The sequence below is a fragment of the Devosia pacifica genome, assembly GCF_014652635.1.
Classification (GTDB): Bacteria; Pseudomonadota; Alphaproteobacteria; order Rhizobiales; family Devosiaceae; genus Devosia; species Devosia pacifica.
The window spans coordinates 267,475-281,800 of sequence record NZ_BMZE01000002.1 but is presented as its reverse complement, the minus strand read 5'-3'; the positions used below and the strand labels follow the sequence as shown (position 1 = coordinate 281,800).

At 59.9% G+C, this 14,326-nt stretch carries 11 protein-coding genes, 1 tRNA gene and 1 pseudogene; 5 read left to right on the top strand and 8 right to left on the bottom strand.

The features are described 5' to 3' along the window. Nucleotides 1-126 precede the first annotated feature (126 nt). On the top strand, nucleotides 127-1,959 hold the full coding sequence (locus IE127_RS08450; RefSeq protein WP_189425220.1) for a hypothetical protein: 1,833 nt from the start codon (nucleotides 127-129) through the stop codon (nucleotides 1,957-1,959). A 55-nt stretch (nucleotides 1,960-2,014) separates the two neighbouring features. Here the strand turns inward: IE127_RS08450 and msrA are convergent, their stop codons facing one another. Then, entirely contained in the window at nucleotides 2,015-2,671 is a 657-nt protein-coding gene (msrA, locus tag IE127_RS08445; protein WP_189426061.1) for a peptide-methionine (S)-S-oxide reductase MsrA, read from the bottom strand. A gap of 57 nt (nucleotides 2,672-2,728) precedes the next feature. Next, nucleotides 2,729-3,052 carry a hypothetical protein gene (locus IE127_RS08440; protein WP_189425218.1) on the bottom strand — a complete coding sequence of 108 codons (324 nt, stop codon included), beginning with the start codon at nucleotides 3,050-3,052 and terminating at the stop codon, nucleotides 2,729-2,731. A 245-nt stretch (nucleotides 3,053-3,297) separates the two neighbouring features. On the opposite strand from IE127_RS08440, the gene IE127_RS08435 reads away from it, so the two are divergent. After that, nucleotides 3,298-3,387: transfer RNA gene (locus IE127_RS08435), tRNA-Ser, on the top strand. 897 nt (nucleotides 3,388-4,284) lie between these two features. Here IE127_RS08435 and IE127_RS08430 read toward each other — a convergent pair. From IE127_RS08430 to IE127_RS08410, 5 genes are read right to left on the bottom strand one after another with little or no spacing between them, the layout of a single operon-like run. Then, complete coding sequence (locus IE127_RS08430) at nucleotides 4,285-5,190, bottom strand: nucleoside hydrolase (protein ID WP_189425216.1); 906 nt, start codon at nucleotides 5,188-5,190, stop codon at nucleotides 4,285-4,287. 6 nt (nucleotides 5,191-5,196) lie between these two features. Next, nucleotides 5,197-6,183 carry a TIM barrel protein gene (locus tag IE127_RS08425; protein WP_189425214.1) on the bottom strand — a complete coding sequence of 329 codons (987 nt, stop codon included), beginning with the start codon at nucleotides 6,181-6,183 and terminating at the stop codon, nucleotides 5,197-5,199. Next, nucleotides 6,180-7,679: an FGGY family carbohydrate kinase gene (locus IE127_RS08420; RefSeq protein ID WP_189425212.1), complete on the bottom strand. Its 1,500-nt coding sequence runs from the start codon at nucleotides 7,677-7,679 to the stop codon at nucleotides 6,180-6,182. Before IE127_RS08420 ends, IE127_RS08425 begins: the two co-directional genes overlap by 4 nt. Next, entirely contained in the window at nucleotides 7,676-8,635 is a 960-nt protein-coding gene (locus IE127_RS08415) for a transketolase family protein (RefSeq protein WP_189425210.1), read from the bottom strand. The genes IE127_RS08420 and IE127_RS08415 overlap by 4 nt, the downstream gene beginning before the upstream one ends. Continuing rightward, nucleotides 8,635-9,387, bottom strand: coding sequence for a transketolase (locus IE127_RS08410; protein WP_373297318.1), 753 nt, complete (start codon nucleotides 9,385-9,387; stop codon nucleotides 8,635-8,637). Before IE127_RS08410 ends, IE127_RS08415 begins: the two co-directional genes overlap by 1 nt. A 432-nt stretch (nucleotides 9,388-9,819) precedes the next feature. On the opposite strand from IE127_RS08410, the pseudogene IE127_RS19695 reads away from it, so the two are divergent. Both IE127_RS19695 and IE127_RS08405 read left to right on the top strand, forming a co-directional pair. Continuing rightward, a pseudogene (locus IE127_RS19695) lies at nucleotides 9,820-9,957 on the top strand (DeoR family transcriptional regulator); the annotation flags it as partial. A gap of 42 nt (nucleotides 9,958-9,999) precedes the next feature. After that, the gene (locus IE127_RS08405; protein ID WP_244640157.1) at nucleotides 10,000-10,563 is read left to right on the top strand and encodes a DeoR/GlpR family DNA-binding transcription regulator; all 564 of its coding nucleotides are present in this window, start codon (nucleotides 10,000-10,002) and stop codon (nucleotides 10,561-10,563) included. A 151-nt stretch (nucleotides 10,564-10,714) separates the two neighbouring features. Here IE127_RS08405 and IE127_RS08400 read toward each other — a convergent pair whose 3' ends face one another. Further along, a complete protein-coding gene (locus IE127_RS08400; protein ID WP_189425205.1) occupies nucleotides 10,715-11,764 on the bottom strand; it encodes a LacI family DNA-binding transcriptional regulator in 1,050 nt (349 codons plus the stop codon). A 216-nt stretch (nucleotides 11,765-11,980) separates the two neighbouring features. Here IE127_RS08400 and IE127_RS08395 point away from each other — a divergent pair, with 216 nt between their 5' ends. Then, nucleotides 11,981-14,290, top strand: a complete 2,310-nt coding sequence (locus tag IE127_RS08395; protein WP_189426060.1) for a family 78 glycoside hydrolase catalytic domain — start codon at nucleotides 11,981-11,983, stop codon at nucleotides 14,288-14,290. The last annotated feature ends 36 nt before the right edge of the window (nucleotides 14,291-14,326 follow it).

Here is a 14,326-nt window from a genome sequence, read left to right as displayed (position 1 = left end):
CGCCTTATGTTTCTCCCCTGACGAAAAAGGGCGGCGAGTGTTTCGCCGCCCTTTTTCGTGGCTTCAAGCGATCTTAATCAAGCCGATCTAAGACTTTGCGGAGTACACCGGGGCAGGGGTCGCACCTTGGGCAGCCGAGACCACATCGCCGCAAATCAGCACTTCGAGGGGCGAAAGAACACCGCTCCGCTATGGAGGGTGCTGCCATTCGTCTACCTTGCGGCACTGGCTGTAACGCTCTTGCGCGCGCACTGGGGAAACAGCACCGGTACGCTGTTCACCGACACCGACGACGCCATGCGTATGGTGGTGGTTACCGATCTTCTCAACGGGCAGGGCTGGTATGATCATGTCCAGCACCGCCTGAACACGCCCTTCGGCGCAGAGATTCACTGGTCCCGGCTGATCGACCTGCCGCTGGCTGGCCTGTCGCTGCTGCTGCGTCCATTTCTGGGCGAGGGCACCATGGCGGCGGTTGGCCATATCTGGCCGCTCCTCTTGCTGTTCATACTTTTGTGGGTGAGCGGACGCCTTGTGCTTCGGCTGGTCGGTCCGGAGGGGCTGTTACCAGCGCTGGTTCTGCCAATCGTGAGCCCGGCAGTTACCAACGAGTTCGGGCCCGGCCGGGTCGATCATCACAACGTCCAGATTATTCTGACGCTGGCCATCGCCTGGACCACGATCGAGGCGCTGAAGCGACCCGGTTTTGCGGTATGGACCGGCATTCTGGCTGCCACGGCGCTTGCCATTGCCACCGAAAGCCTGCCCGCAATTGCTGCTTCTATTCTCGCCTTCGGACTTGTGTGGATATTCGCACCGGACAATCTGCGTCCGGTTCGAGGTTTCGCCATCTCTTTTGCCGCGGCAACATTGCTGCACCTCGTCATTGCCTTGCCGCCGGAGCGTTGGCTGCAGCCAACCTGCGATGCGCTCTCGATCGACTATGTCGCAGCGGCCCTCATTGCTGGTGCGGCCCTTCTCTTGCTCTGTGTCATACCGGCGCCACGCCAGTGGCCTTGGCGGCTGCTGATAGGGGTGAGCACCGGCGCAGCCAGCGTCGCCATAGTCTTTATGTTGTTTCCGCAATGTCTCGACGGCCCTTACGCAGGCGTTGACCCCTGGCTGCGCGAGAACTGGATCTATGCCATCGCCGAGGCTAAGCCCTGGTGGGAGAGCCTGTCGAACCTGCCCGCCTATACGGTTGCGGTGGGCCTGCCGCCGCTCTTCGGCTTGGCGATCATCACATTCAGGCTGCTGCGTGTGCCAGAGGATCGCGCGGCCTGGGGGCTGTTGGCATTGTTCCTCGGTATTGCGGCCCTTGTCATGCTGGCACAGGTGCGTGGCGCCCGGCTGACGACGATGCTGGCCATTCCCGCCGCCGCCTGGCTGATCGCGATCTTGCGCGAGCGCTTTATTGCACGCCAGACCGTGATGCGCGGCGTAGCACTACTGAGTGGGTGGATTGCGTTTGCCGGCGTGGTGGTGGTGATTGCGGTAACGGCGTTCGTCAACGTGCTGCCGAACTCTGTGAGCGAAGTACGCGAGGCCCGCGCCGATCGTGCTCAGTGCATGGCGCCGGAAGCCTTCCGCGATCTGGCGCAAATGCCGGCGCAACGAGTGATGGCCCCGATCGATCTCGGCTCACATCTGCTGCTAGAGACTCCGCACAGTGTTGTCGGGGCCCCCTACCATCGCAATGAGCAAGGCGTGCACGATGTCTTCCGGTTCCTCAATGAGGATCCGCATATTGCACTTGAGATCTTGAGGGAGCGCCAGATCAACCTCGTGGTAATCTGCCCCGAAATGCCGGAAATGCGGGGGCTGTTTCTGGCCGACGCACAGGCGCTGGTGCGACAGCTTCGCGACGGCACGTTGCCTGACTGGCTGGTGCCGATACCATCCGAAGGGCCTCTCGACCTTTACCGCGTTACCCCTGTCGATACGCAGCCTGGCGCATGAAAAAAGCCCCGCCGACACGAAGGCGGCGGGGCCCATTCAATACAGTCCCTATGCGTTATTCGGCGGCAACACCCACGCCGACCGGACAACTGACCCCGGTGCCTGCCAGTCCGCAATATCCGCGCGGGTTCTTGGCGAGATATTGCTGGTGATAGGTTTCGGCATAGTAGAAGTCAGGCGCGGGCCGGATCTCGGTGGTGATGGGCCCGAGCCCACGCTGACCCAGAGCAGCCTCGTAGGCTTGTTTGCTCGCAGCAACAACCGAAGCCTGCGCATCCGTAGTGGTGTAGATCGCGGACCGATACTGTGTGCCCACATCATTGCCCTGGCGCATGCCCTGGGTCGGGTCGTGCTCTTCCCAGAACGTTTTCAGCAGGGTTTCGAGCGAGATCTTCGCCGGATCGTAGACCACCTTGACGATTTCCGTGTGCCCGGTCTGGCCCGAGCAGACCTCGTCGTAGTCGGGATTTGGCGTCTGCCCGCCCTGATACCCAACGGCGGTGACGAGTACGCCGGGCAGCTGCCAGAACAGGCGCTCGGCACCCCAAAAGCATCCCATACCGAAATAGATGGTCTCGCTGGCCTCGGGGTAGGGACCCTTGAGAGCGGCTCCGTTGACGAAGTGCTCGGAGGCAACCGGCATCTCCTTGTCCCGGCCTGCCAGAGCCTCGCCAAGTGCCGGAACGCTCGAAGGTTTGCGCTTGAAGAACATCGTCATAATCCTTTCTTCACCGTCATACGGTGAGCGAACGCAGAAATCTGTAGCAGCTCAATAATCATCCTGCCGCACCAGCCGGTAAGGCCGCTTGCGACGACCCAGAAAGGCCAGAACCAATCCCGGCACACCAATCACCACAAAGGCCGGCCATGTCAGGAGGGTCGCGAACAGGCCCCCGAGGAACTCCGCAAATAGCCGCGTTGCGAAAAACTCGCGAACCGCCTCAAGACTTGGTGCATGCACCAGCATCCACATATCCGCCATTTGCGTTGTCACAATGGCATCGGACGCCAGTGATTTGGTACCGTCGATGACGACCACCACCAATGCCAGACCAATCAGCCAGGTCCCAACAATCCGAAATATCAGCCGCATCGTATCCCCGGCGCGTTCCGCTCGTGCCGCACTAGGCCAGTGCCGGCACCATCCATTCTGCAATGCCACACTTTGCAGAAACGTTGCCAGAAATGGCGCCACGGGGCATGATCAACGAGATAAGCGCTGCAGGCGGCAAAACAATAGCCAATATCGGCCCTGTGATCCCTTGCACCAAAGCCATTCCTGACTATAGTGCGCCGCGCTTGCCCCGGGTCCATGACTCATGACCCAAAGGGCATCGCGGAGAGATGGCCGAGTGGTCGAAGGCGCACGCCTGGAAAGTGTGTAGGCGGGGAACCGTCTCGAGGGTTCGAATCCCTCTCTCTCCGCCATTACTTTCCGCTCTACCGGCAGTTCTCAAACCCTTGTAATTCAAGGGTTTATAGCGAATCGGACGTCTCCAAATGGAGAGTGTTCATGTCGCGAACGCCAAATGTACCAGCAAATGTACCAGTCGGCCCATTGCCCGGAACCATCCGGGATCCCGGCGCGCCTGGAGCCAAAACCCCCGGCTCGGCACGGATTCCGCACCTGACCCTGACGCGAGAGGGCTGGCGGTTCCAGATGCGGATTCCGAAATCTCTCAGATCAGATTCTTTTCTTGCTAACTCCTGCCCTAGCATCCGCGTGTCGATGGGACAGATGTCCCGGCGGCGGGCACGGATCGCGGGACGCAGGGCTGCGCTCCTGTGCAGTCTCGTGCTCGACATGGCCCACGCAGACAGCTGCGCCGGCCTGGCCAGATCTGGGTCGGCAGCTGCCGGTCAGCAACGCGCCCACTTTGGCCGTTAGACGCGCCTTTCGGTACTCGAAAAAGCGGACATTGCCGTTTGACACGCCTGGCGATCAGACGGTTGGAGACATTAGGTTTCGACGGCCGGTCGCATTGTATTGTACAATGCTGACAGGATGGGCCAGCAAGCAGGGTGTTGGTCACTCCCGCCGCAACGCGGTTTGTGTTCTGAGGACTTCTTGATCAATCGCTTAGTGGTCTAGCAGCCGCTGGCTGTATGACATGCGCTTGCTGGTCGGGGGAGTGACCACTTCACTTTTTCGGGCGTAGGACTTAACCTACTGGAGATGCGCCGCTGGTCGGTGCTGCCTTTAGGCATTCGAATGTCTCGAGGTGCATATGACGATGCGCTGTAGGGTATGCCTACGATCGCACCGTCAAAAAGAGTGGGGCAGGACCGTCCAGGATGGACCTGGCCGGTTCCAGCAGGGGAAAATCAACCGAAGTTCGCCAGTTCCTGCACGCCGCGATGGAAACGGGCGAGCTTTGCGTAGAAGTCTTCGAGGATGTAGCGGATGTCGATCGTGTCGTAGACCTTGATCGGCCGGTGCTGCCCGGTGTGAACGTAGTGCATATGCGGGCTGAACTCAGGGGCGGGGCGCCATTCATAGGTGCCACCCATCGGGTTAAGAATGACAGACAGCGATGGGGTGTCGCCCAGCGAGCGATGTTCGATCGGCCCCTTGTGCACGCGCAGGTTCCACTCGATGAGCTGGTCGACGAGGTACTTGCCGATCGGCCCCTTCTCCTCGCAGCGTTCCTGCAATTCGGCATAGCTTACCGACATCATGCGATAAACGGTGGAGGGAATCTGCCAGACCTCGACATTCGACCGCATGACGACATTGGCTGCGGCGATATCGTTCATCAGGTTGAATTCTCGGCCGCCGGTGGGCCAGACGCCGCCGCCAATCCAGACGCAGATGACGTTGCGCTCATTCAGTCTGGGTTCCATGAGGAGGGCAGAGGCCATATCGGTGAGCGGGCCAAGAAACGCGACGTACAGTGGCCGGTCGTCATCCTTCATCGCTTCGTCGATGATCATCTGCGCGCCGGGCGAGGGGACGGCCGTCTGCTCGTCAGGCAGGGCGGTTGCCGCGCCATTAGCAACTGGGATACGGCCGGACAGATCCATCAGCGCCAGCAGATGGTCGATCTCCTTGCGGCTGTCTTCCATTGCCGTCTTCGAGCGGTGATCGCCGAAATGCGCCGGTATCAGGCCGTGGAAATCGAATGTCGGTGTGAGCAAGGCATGAACGATTGTGAACTGGTCGTCCGCTTCGTTCTTCGCGTCGGTATTGAGGATGAGGCGGGCGCGCTTCTCGCGGGGCAGATTGGTCATGTCGGTTTACTCTCCCATGGCGCCGAAGAGCGCCTTTTGTGCGATCTTTAGGGCGGAAATGGCATCGTGGCGGCCCTGCGCTTCCCTGAGTGCATCGACATCGAGGGCATCGAGGCCCTTGGCTGCGGCTTTCAAAAAGTCGATGGCGTGATCGGCCGTGGCAACACTGTCCTCGCGGAAGGGAAATTGATCGAGCTGCCAGACCCCTTCCCAGTTGTTCTTCCTGAGCACGTAGAAGAACTCGAAAAGCTCCAGCGGATGCAAGCTGCCGGCAACGAGGTCATCGTCCCATGACCGGTAGTTGTCGTTGACGTCCATGCCGAACAGACGGCCATAGTCGATGGCAAGCTGAGCACTGTCCGCTGCCGACTCTCCGGCCATGATGGCGTGCCCGAAATCGAGCAGGATGCCGACATTGGGCAGACCCATCTTCTCGATGCCGAGCAGCGTCCGGGCAACGGAGCCATAGCTCATGCGAACCCGTGGTTCGCGCGGCTTGTACTCGATTACGAACTTGAGATCGGGGTTTTCGCTGGCTAGCTGAGCGACCCCGTCGATGGAGTTCTTCCACAGCGTGCCATAGTCCACCTGGAACGGATAATCCCAGCCATCCTGGCCGGGCCATAGCTTGACGTAGTCGGCATCGAACGCGCGTACCACATCGCAGGCCTCGGTTACGAGTTCATGCGCGCGCCGGCGGATCCCGGCGTCGGGATTGGTGAACGAACCCTTGGTGAACTCGCGCGTGTAGATCTCGGGGGTGATGCCGATGACACCGAGATTGTTACGCTCGAGCGCTTCCTTGATCTGGGCGTTGGAGAAGTCGCCGCCGAAAAAAGGATAGTTGATGTCGACGACCGAAAGGTCGCGTACTTTGCCCGCCAGATCGATTGCATCGATGACGCTGCGCGGCGCCCCGTAGCCATCTGTGGCATAGCGGTCGAGATAGGTCGCGAAGTGCCAGATGCCGGCGCCAAAACGCTGTGTTGTCATTGGTTTCCTCCTGAAGTCTCATGCTCTTGCGGGTGGCCAGCCAAGGTCTGTGCCACGGCTATTTGCCAGCGCTGACGATGCTGTTGCGCAAAGCTCGCCTTGATCTGAGGCGTAAAGTGCTTGGCTGCTGCAACCGCCGGCAGGTCGTGGCCCAGCGACGAAAATGCCAGCGCGGCAGCGCCGAGGGCGCTCACTTCCGGCGCGGCCGCGGCCGCGACAGGTCGAGACAGGATATCGGCCTGAAACTGCATGAGCAGATCGTTGCGCGATGCGCCGCCATCCGCCCGAAGCTCTCCAAGTTCACTATCCATGTCCGCCTGCATGGCTGAATAGACATCGGCAACCTGAAAGGCGATGGCCTCAAGTGCTGCGCGCGCCATATGGGCCGGCTTGGTGCCAAGGCTCATTCCGGTGACCGTTCCGCGCGCGTCTGAACGCCAATAAGGCGCCCCGAGGCCGACTAGGGCCGGTACGAAGGCGACCCCATTGCTGTCCGGTACCGTCCGCGCCAGCGCCGTGAGCGCTGCGGCGTTCTCCAGACCCAGCAGCTCTGCGATGAACGCAGCTGCCTGTCCGGAAACGGAAATATTGCCTTCGAGTGCATATTGGATCGTGTCCTTCTGGCTCCAGGCAATCGTGCTTGAAATGCCATTGCGCGAGTGCAGGCGCGATGGCGTAAGCGCCATAAGCGAGGTGCCCGTACCATAGGTTGCCTTGACTGCTCCGGGCTGGCGCGCGCCATGACCGAACAGAGCGGCATGTGAATCCCCGATCATTGCCAGAACCGGTGTTCCGGCGGGCAGGGCGGTCGCCCCCTCGGCTGTCACGCCAAAGCGGGTCTCGGATGCCTTCACCTCTGGCAGCATCGCGACCGGAACCTCGAACAACGCACACAGCTCTTCGTCCCAGCTCAGGGTCTCGGTATTGAAGAGCTGGGTACGCGCCGCGTTTGAATGGTCCGTTGCGTGCGTCGTACCGCCGGTGAGATTCCACAACAGCCAGCTATCCACGGTGCCCGCACGCAGGTCACCACGCTCGGCTTGCTCTCGGGCGCCCGGTATATTGTCGAGGAGCCACGCGATCTTTGCTGCGGGAAACAAGGGATCGAGCGCCAATCCGGTCTTCGCCGCGATCAGGTCTTCATGCCCTGAAGCGCGCAGCGCATCGCATTTGGGCGCCGAACGGCGACATTGCCAGACGACGACCGGGCCTATCGGCGAGCCGGTCTGCGCATTCCAGACCAGAACAGATTCGCGCTGATTGGAAATGCCGATGCCGGCAATGGTGGCACCGCCGGCGCTGTCGAGCACCTTTGCGATCACCTGCCTGACACCATCGAACAGCGCCGTTGCCGACTGTTCCGCCCAACCGGGTTGAGGATAGTTCACCAGATTCGGTACCGAAGCCTGGTGCCGAATCTGACCTGCGGCATCGACCAACAGCGCCTTGGTGTTGGTAGTGCCCTGGTCGATGGCGAGGATCAACTCGCTTGTCATCTCTTGCGCGCGACAGTCTGGCGAACGGCATCGGCGATACCGGCGGGGTTGAGCCCGAAATGATCGAACAGAAATTCTGCAGAGCCGGTGGGCACGAAGCCCGGAAAGCCGAGTATGCGCATGGGAACGGGATTGGTCGTGGCGACCAGTTCGGCAACTGCGCCCCCGAGCCCACCACGGACGGAGTGTTCTTCGAGGGTGACAATGGCTCCGGTGTCGGCTGCTGCGGCGATTGCCGCTTCGTCGAGCGGGTTGACGGTCGCCATGTTCACGACGCGGGTGGCAATGCCTTCGTCAGCAAGAAGACGAGCAGCAGCGACGGCGCGATGCACCATGGTGCCGTTGGCGATAATCGTCGCGTCGTCGCCCTCGACCAGGGTTTCCGCGCTGCCAATCTCGAATCGGGCATCAGCGGACCGCTCTAGGGCCGGGACCTTCATGCGGCTGATACGAACAAAAACCGGCCCGTCATGAGCAGCCGCGGCCCGAATGGCCTCGCTTGTCTGCCAGGGATCCGCTGGCACGATCAGCTTCATGTTGTTGAACAGGCGAAGCCAGGCCAGGTCCTCTATCGAATGGTGGGTCGGCCCAAGCTCACCATAGGCAACACCGCTCGACTGGCCAATGAGCTTCACATTGACGTTGGAGTAGGCGATGTCGGCCTTGACCTGCTCCATCGCCCTGCCGGTGATGAAGCATGACGCGGCGGAAACGAAGGGCACCTTGCCGCCATTGGCGAGTCCGGCGCCGACGGCCACTAATGTCTGCTCGGCAATCCCGACATTGACCATGCGGTCGGGAAACTTGGTGCGGAAGCCACCCAGTTTGGAGGATCCGACGCTGTCGCTTACTACTGTAACAATACGCGGATCTTCCGCAGCGAGCGCCTCGATCGTCTGCGCGAAGCTCTCGCGGCAGTCGAACAGCTCATCCGTTGTTTGTTCAACTGCGCTCATCAGACCAGTTCCGCCATCGCCTGTTCGTACTGTTCCTTGTTGGGCACGCCGTGGTGCCAGGACACGTTGTCATGCATGAAGCTGACGCCCTTGCCCTTAAAGGTATTGGCAATGACGCAAAGCGGCTTGCCCCGCCCTTTCGCTGGTGCCGAGAGCACATCGAGCAATTGGGCATGATCATGGCCGTCGACCATTTCGACATGCCAACCGAAGGCGCGCCATTTTTCGTCGAGAGGGTCAAGTGTCGCCGTGTCCTCGGTGCGCGCGCCCTGCTGCAGGCGATTGCGGTCGACGATCAGCGTGAGGTTCTCGAGCTTGCGATGAGCAGCAGTCAGTGCACACTCCCAGTTGCTGCCTTCTTGCAACTCGCCATCGCCTGTCAAAACGAACGTGCGGAAATCGGCGTTGTCAAGCTGGCCGGCGATGGCGATGCCGGTCGCGACAGGTAGTCCATGGCCCAAAGGACCGGTGTTGGTCTCGACGCCTGGCAGGTAGTTGCGGTTCGGGTGACCGTTGAGCTTACTGAGCGGCTCCATGTAGGTCTTCAACTCATCCTCCGGAAAATATCCAGCGGCGGCCAGCGCAGCGTAAAAGGCGCCGGAGCAGTGTCCCTTGCTCATCACGAACCGGTCGCGACCGGGATCATTCGGCTTTCGCGGATCAAACCGCATCACACCGAAATAGAGTGTTGCGAGAATGTCTGCGGCACTAAAATCACCGCCGGGGTGTCCCTGCTGAGCCTCATAGACCATTTGAAAGCTGCGCCTGCGAATCCAGAGCGATTTGGACGCGATCTGGGTTACGGCGTCATTCCTTGGCACTTTTGTGGACGATGACATCAATGGCCTCCCTATCAATTTGGTGGCGCTGGCAGAGCTAGTCGTGTGTTGCACGGCGTCATGGCTGCTAGCTTGCGTTTCCCAGATTGTCCCGAGTGCTACAGCGCTCAGGATGGCGACGCAATGGCGATATTGTTCGATTTATGCGTTTTTCTGCGTTATAATGTGCATGTGTGCGTTTGGAAGCCTGTTTTCATTGTCTGACAGGCACCGGATCATGCTAAAGGCATCTAACGCGTTTTCGACAAGATTGCCGGAGGTGGGGTGGATAGAGTTCGAAGGGCTCGACGCAAACGGGCAACTGAGCAGAGTGCGCAGCCACAGCTATTGGCTGAGCCGCGCCGCATGCGCATACTGGAGTGGCTTCAGGAAGAGGGTAGCGCTCGGGTTCGTGACTTGTCGGGGGCCTTCCATGTTTCCGAAGCCACCATAAGGCAGGACCTGGAGCGACTTGACGCGGAAGGGTTCATCACTAGGGAGCACGGCGGTGCATACCTGCGATCTGTTCCGCACCAAGTGCAGTCTATGTCCCTGCAGCACGTCGATAACATGGAGCGAAAGCGCAAGATCGGTCAGGTTGCTGCGTCCCTGGTCGGCAATAACGAAACCTTGATCATCGATTCAGGATCGACAACTACCCAATTCGCGGAAAACCTGCGCACCCGCCAAGAACTGAATATCATCACCAATGGCCTGAATATCGCACTCATCTTGGGAGCAATGCCGACGAACACGGTGCATATGCCCGCTGGGCAGTTCAAGGCGCCAACGCTTTCACTCAGTGGCGAGAAATCCGTTGAGTTCTTCGTCGGGATCTACGCCGAGAAGCTCTTCCTCGCGACTGCCGGTGTCTCCTTCGATGTTGGTCTGACTTACCCCTCAATTGGCGATATCTACGTCAAGCGCGCCATGGTGAAGGCCGCTTCGCATGTCTATTTGCTGGCAGACTCAACCAAAATCGGCCGGGTAGCCTTCTCGGCTCTCGGCGGCGTCGAGATGGTGCACACGCTGATTACTGACGATGGAATTTCAGCCGAGAACCGTGCCGAGTTCGAGCGGCGCGGCGTTGAAGTTATCGTCGCCCGTTAACGGTGCTCCTTACTAAATCGCCAGAATTCGAAAAAACCAAAAATAAAGCGAAGTGTTTAGCCGTCACGCGGCGGCGGTAGCGTCATCAGCATCAGCATCAGCATCAGCATCGCGACGAAGCCGTAGCCGCCCACGCCAATGAGTGAGACTACTACCCACCGGTACTGTTGCGAACGATCAGACTTGGGGTGACAGTAAAATGATAGGGTTCGCGGCGGCCCTCTATGCGCTCAATTAGGAGCCTGGCGGCCTGCTTGCCCAACTCACGGCCAGACTGGTCGACGCTGGTCAGGCTGTTCTGTGCCAGCTCACAGTATTGATTGTTGTCATATCCCACGACGCGGATGTCTTGCGGGATACGCACGCCCAAATCGGTAGCTGCACTGATAACGCGAAGTGCCCATGCGTCACCCCAGCAGAAAATGGCTTCGGGGCGGTCCTTTGATGCAACGAGTCGTCTGGCGGCCTCCGCCACTGTATCGTGGGCCGCGCGCTCGATGTTCACATCGAGGCCGAGCCGTGTCATCGCAGAGACGTACCCGCGCTCGCGATGCATCATCACGGTGTTTTCGTCGTCATCGTCATCGGGTTCGGTGAGCGTGAAGAAGGTGATGCGCCGCAGGCCAAGCCCGTTGAGATAATCGACCACCGCTTCTCCGCCCAGGATGTCGTCGTTGTTGACGGTGTCGAAACGAGACGTTCCTGCCGGATGCGAGCCGATCACCACCGTAGGGAGGCGCTTGGCGACGTCTTCTATCTCGGGCAACGGCATGCGGGGCGCCACCAGGATCAAACCATCCATTTGTCGGTCGATGATCGCGTCCACCAGTGACCGCTCGACACGTCTGCGCAGTTGCGAGACGCCGAGCAAGGGCTGATAGGGGGTAGGAGCGAGAGTATCGTTTATACCCTCCATGATCTCGGCGAAAAACACGTTGCGAATATCGGTTAGCAGTACACCGAGCGTGTAGCTTTGTCCGCGCATGCCGCGTGCCGAAGCGCTCGGCCGGTAGTCGAGCTTTTCAATCGAAGCCATGACCCTGGCGCGCAAGCCGTCACTGACGCCATAGGCATTGCGCAAAACCTTCGACACCGCCGAAACGGAAACGCCGGCATCCTCCGCGACAGTGCGAATTGTAACGCGCGCCGGGGCTGGCTTGGCGCGCGATTTCTTTAGCGGGGGCGCGAAAGTGTTGTCCATGAATCGGCCGGTCTCATGCGGAAAAGGCCTTTATGGCATCACTTTTCCAAAAAAGCGATTGCACGCCGTTCGTGGATGTATAAGGTTATACGTAGAACGATACATACAGGTCATGGCCGCACCAAGACGGCCTGGCCGTGGGAGGGTTAAGTGGAATTGGCTGGCGAGCGTTCGTTTGGAGCGCAGAAGACGCAAACTTCATCCTGGCAGGCGCAGATGGTTCGCCCGCTGAGTGATAAGGGCGTCGAGCGGCCCGCGAGCTTCCTGACCAAGACGTTCACGCTCCAAGGTTCGCCGGCGGATTCGCAACTGCGTATCAGCGCCCTCGGAGCTTATATCTGTTTCATCAATGGCAAGAGGGTCGGCAACGACATTCTGACGCCGGGTTGGACGGCGTACGATCAGCGCATTTCCTATCAGACCTATGATGTCTCGGAGTCTCTGGTCTCAGGCGAAAATACAATCGAGATCTGGCTCGCCGATGGCTGGTACCGCTCGCAGCTGATGTGGGGTAAGCGCCCCATCCACAACACCTGGGGTGATCAGATCGCAGCGATTGCCGAGCTGACCTCGGGTGATGATCTTGTGGTTGCCACCGACGAGAGCTGGAAAAGCGGCGAGCTTCCGATTCGTAAGTCGGGAATCTATTTCGGCGAGATCTATGACGCCCGTTTGGAAGGCGGAGCGGCGGAGCAGGGAGCTGAAGTCATCAGCTTCGACACCTCCCTGTTGGTGCCGCACGAATGCAAGCCGGTGCATGAGCTTGACCCGCTGGCCTCCGTAAAAAGCTGGCAGGATGAAGAAGGCCGCGCCATTCATGATTTTGGACAGAATGCCGGCGGTTATGTAGCCTTCACGGTCATCGGCGAGGCTGGCGCACGCGTGATCGTGGAGCACGCTGAAATCCTCGACAAGGACGGCAATTTCTACAATGGCAATCTGCGTACCGCTGAATGCCGCCTGGAATACACGCTTAAGGGCGGGGTGCCCGAATCCTACCGGCCGCACTTTACGTTTCAGGGCTTTCGGTATGCGCGCATAACGATTGAAGGCAAGGCGGATGTCACCGACGTCAAATCGGTGCCCATCAGCTCCGTCTATCCGCTGATCGGCTCGTTCACGTCCGGGAACGAACTCGTCAATCGGCTTGTCGAAAACACGATCTGGTCGCAGCGCGCAAACTTCATCGAAGTGCCGACCGACTGCCCGCAGCGCGACGAGCGTCTCGGCTGGACTGGCGATGCGCAGGTGTTTTCTTCGACCGCATGCTACCTGCACGACAGCCATGGTTTTCTGACCAAGTATGTCCGCGACCTGATGGCTGATCAGCGCGAGGATGGTGCGATTCCGCACGTCTCGCCTGATCCGACTCGCATGCGTCCGGACCTCTACCCCGGATTCTTCGGCAGCACCGGTTGGGGCGATGCGATCGAAATCATCCCGCACACGCTGTTCCTGCATTATGCCGACGAGGCGATCTTGCGCGAAGCTTTGCCGGCCATGGTGAAATGGGCAGATTTCGTCTGGTCGATCAGCGATGGACCGATCGTCTCGCCGCCGCGTGCATGGGGGCAGCGTGGGTTTTCTTTCGGCGATTGGCTTCAGCCGAAAGGCCCGAGTGCGAAGCCGCTACCGACAATCAGCGATGAAGCCTCGGCAACGATCTACCTGTATATCTGCACCGATCTCGTCTCGCAGATTGCCAAGCGCGTTGGCGAAAACGAAATCGCCAAGCGCATGGCCGAAATGGCAGCCAAGGTGAGATCCGCCTTCCAGGATGAATTTATCACCCCCTCGGGCCGCGTTGGTGGAGACGATCAGACTTCGTACGCCCTTGCGGTCGTCCATGATCTCGTGCCGGAAGACAAGCTCGACGGTGTGCGCAAGCATTTCCGTAACGCGATCGCCCGCTGCGGTGGCCGTATTGGCACCGGGTTCATCGGAACGCCGGCACTGCTGCCCGCTCTGGTCAAGCTTGGCGAATTGGGACTGGCGCAGCAGATGTTTTTGCAGGAGGAGGTTCCCGGCTGGCTTTATCAGGTCAAGCGCGGCGCCACGACGATCTGGGAGCGCTGGGATGCGATCCAGGAAGATGGTTCGATCTTTAATCCGCAGATGAATTCCTACAACCACTATGCCTATGGGGCGGTTTGCCAGTGGTTGTTCGAGGCAGTAGCCGGGTTTAGCCCCACTGCAGAGAATCCTGGCTTTGAGGAGATTGTGTTTTCGCCGGTAATTTTGCCGGAACTGGCGCCGGTTTCCGCTCGGCACACGAGCAAGCGCGGCGACATCGCTGCCAGTTGGACGCTGAGTGCCAGCACCGTGACATATGATGTGGCTGTGCCTGCAGAGAGCCGCGGCGTGCTGCGTCTGCGCCCCGAATACTCGAATGCGACTGTCGATGGAGAGGCTGTCGATGCCTCGTCTGACGTCCTGCTTTCTCCGGGGTCGCACAAGGTAACCTTTGAGATCGCGCCACTACGAGAGGGGCTCGACGTGGCTGCGCCCTCAAACAACACGCCGTAACTCGCACTAGTTTTGCATCTGTGCTCGTGGCCTGTG

Excerpts from the sequence above, each read along its gene's own strand:
- msrA (WP_189426061.1), bottom strand. The coding sequence starts at position 2,671 with ATGTTCTTCAAGCGCAAACCTTCGAGCGTTCCGGCACTTGGCGAGGCT.
- IE127_RS08440 (WP_189425218.1), bottom strand. The coding sequence starts at position 3,052 with ATGCGGCTGATATTTCGGATTGTTGGGACCTGGCTGATTGGTCTGGCA.
- IE127_RS08430 (WP_189425216.1), bottom strand. The coding sequence starts at position 5,190 with ATGACCAATCTGCCCCGCGAGAAGCGCGCCCGCCTCATCCTCAATACC.
- IE127_RS08425 (WP_189425214.1), bottom strand. The coding sequence starts at position 6,183 with ATGACAACACAGCGTTTTGGCGCCGGCATCTGGCACTTCGCGACCTAT.
- IE127_RS08420 (WP_189425212.1), bottom strand. The coding sequence starts at position 7,679 with ATGACAAGCGAGTTGATCCTCGCCATCGACCAGGGCACTACCAACACC.
- IE127_RS08415 (WP_189425210.1), bottom strand. The coding sequence starts at position 8,635 with ATGAGCGCAGTTGAACAAACAACGGATGAGCTGTTCGACTGCCGCGAG.
- IE127_RS08410 (WP_373297318.1), bottom strand. The coding sequence starts at position 9,387 with ATGGTCTATGAGGCTCAGCAGGGACACCCCGGCGGTGATTTTAGTGCC.
- IE127_RS08405 (WP_244640157.1), top strand. The coding sequence starts at position 10,000 with ATGTCCCTGCAGCACGTCGATAACATGGAGCGAAAGCGCAAGATCGGT.
- IE127_RS08400 (WP_189425205.1), bottom strand. The coding sequence starts at position 11,764 with ATGGACAACACTTTCGCGCCCCCGCTAAAGAAATCGCGCGCCAAGCCA.
- IE127_RS08395 (WP_189426060.1), top strand. The coding sequence starts at position 11,981 with ATGGTTCGCCCGCTGAGTGATAAGGGCGTCGAGCGGCCCGCGAGCTTC.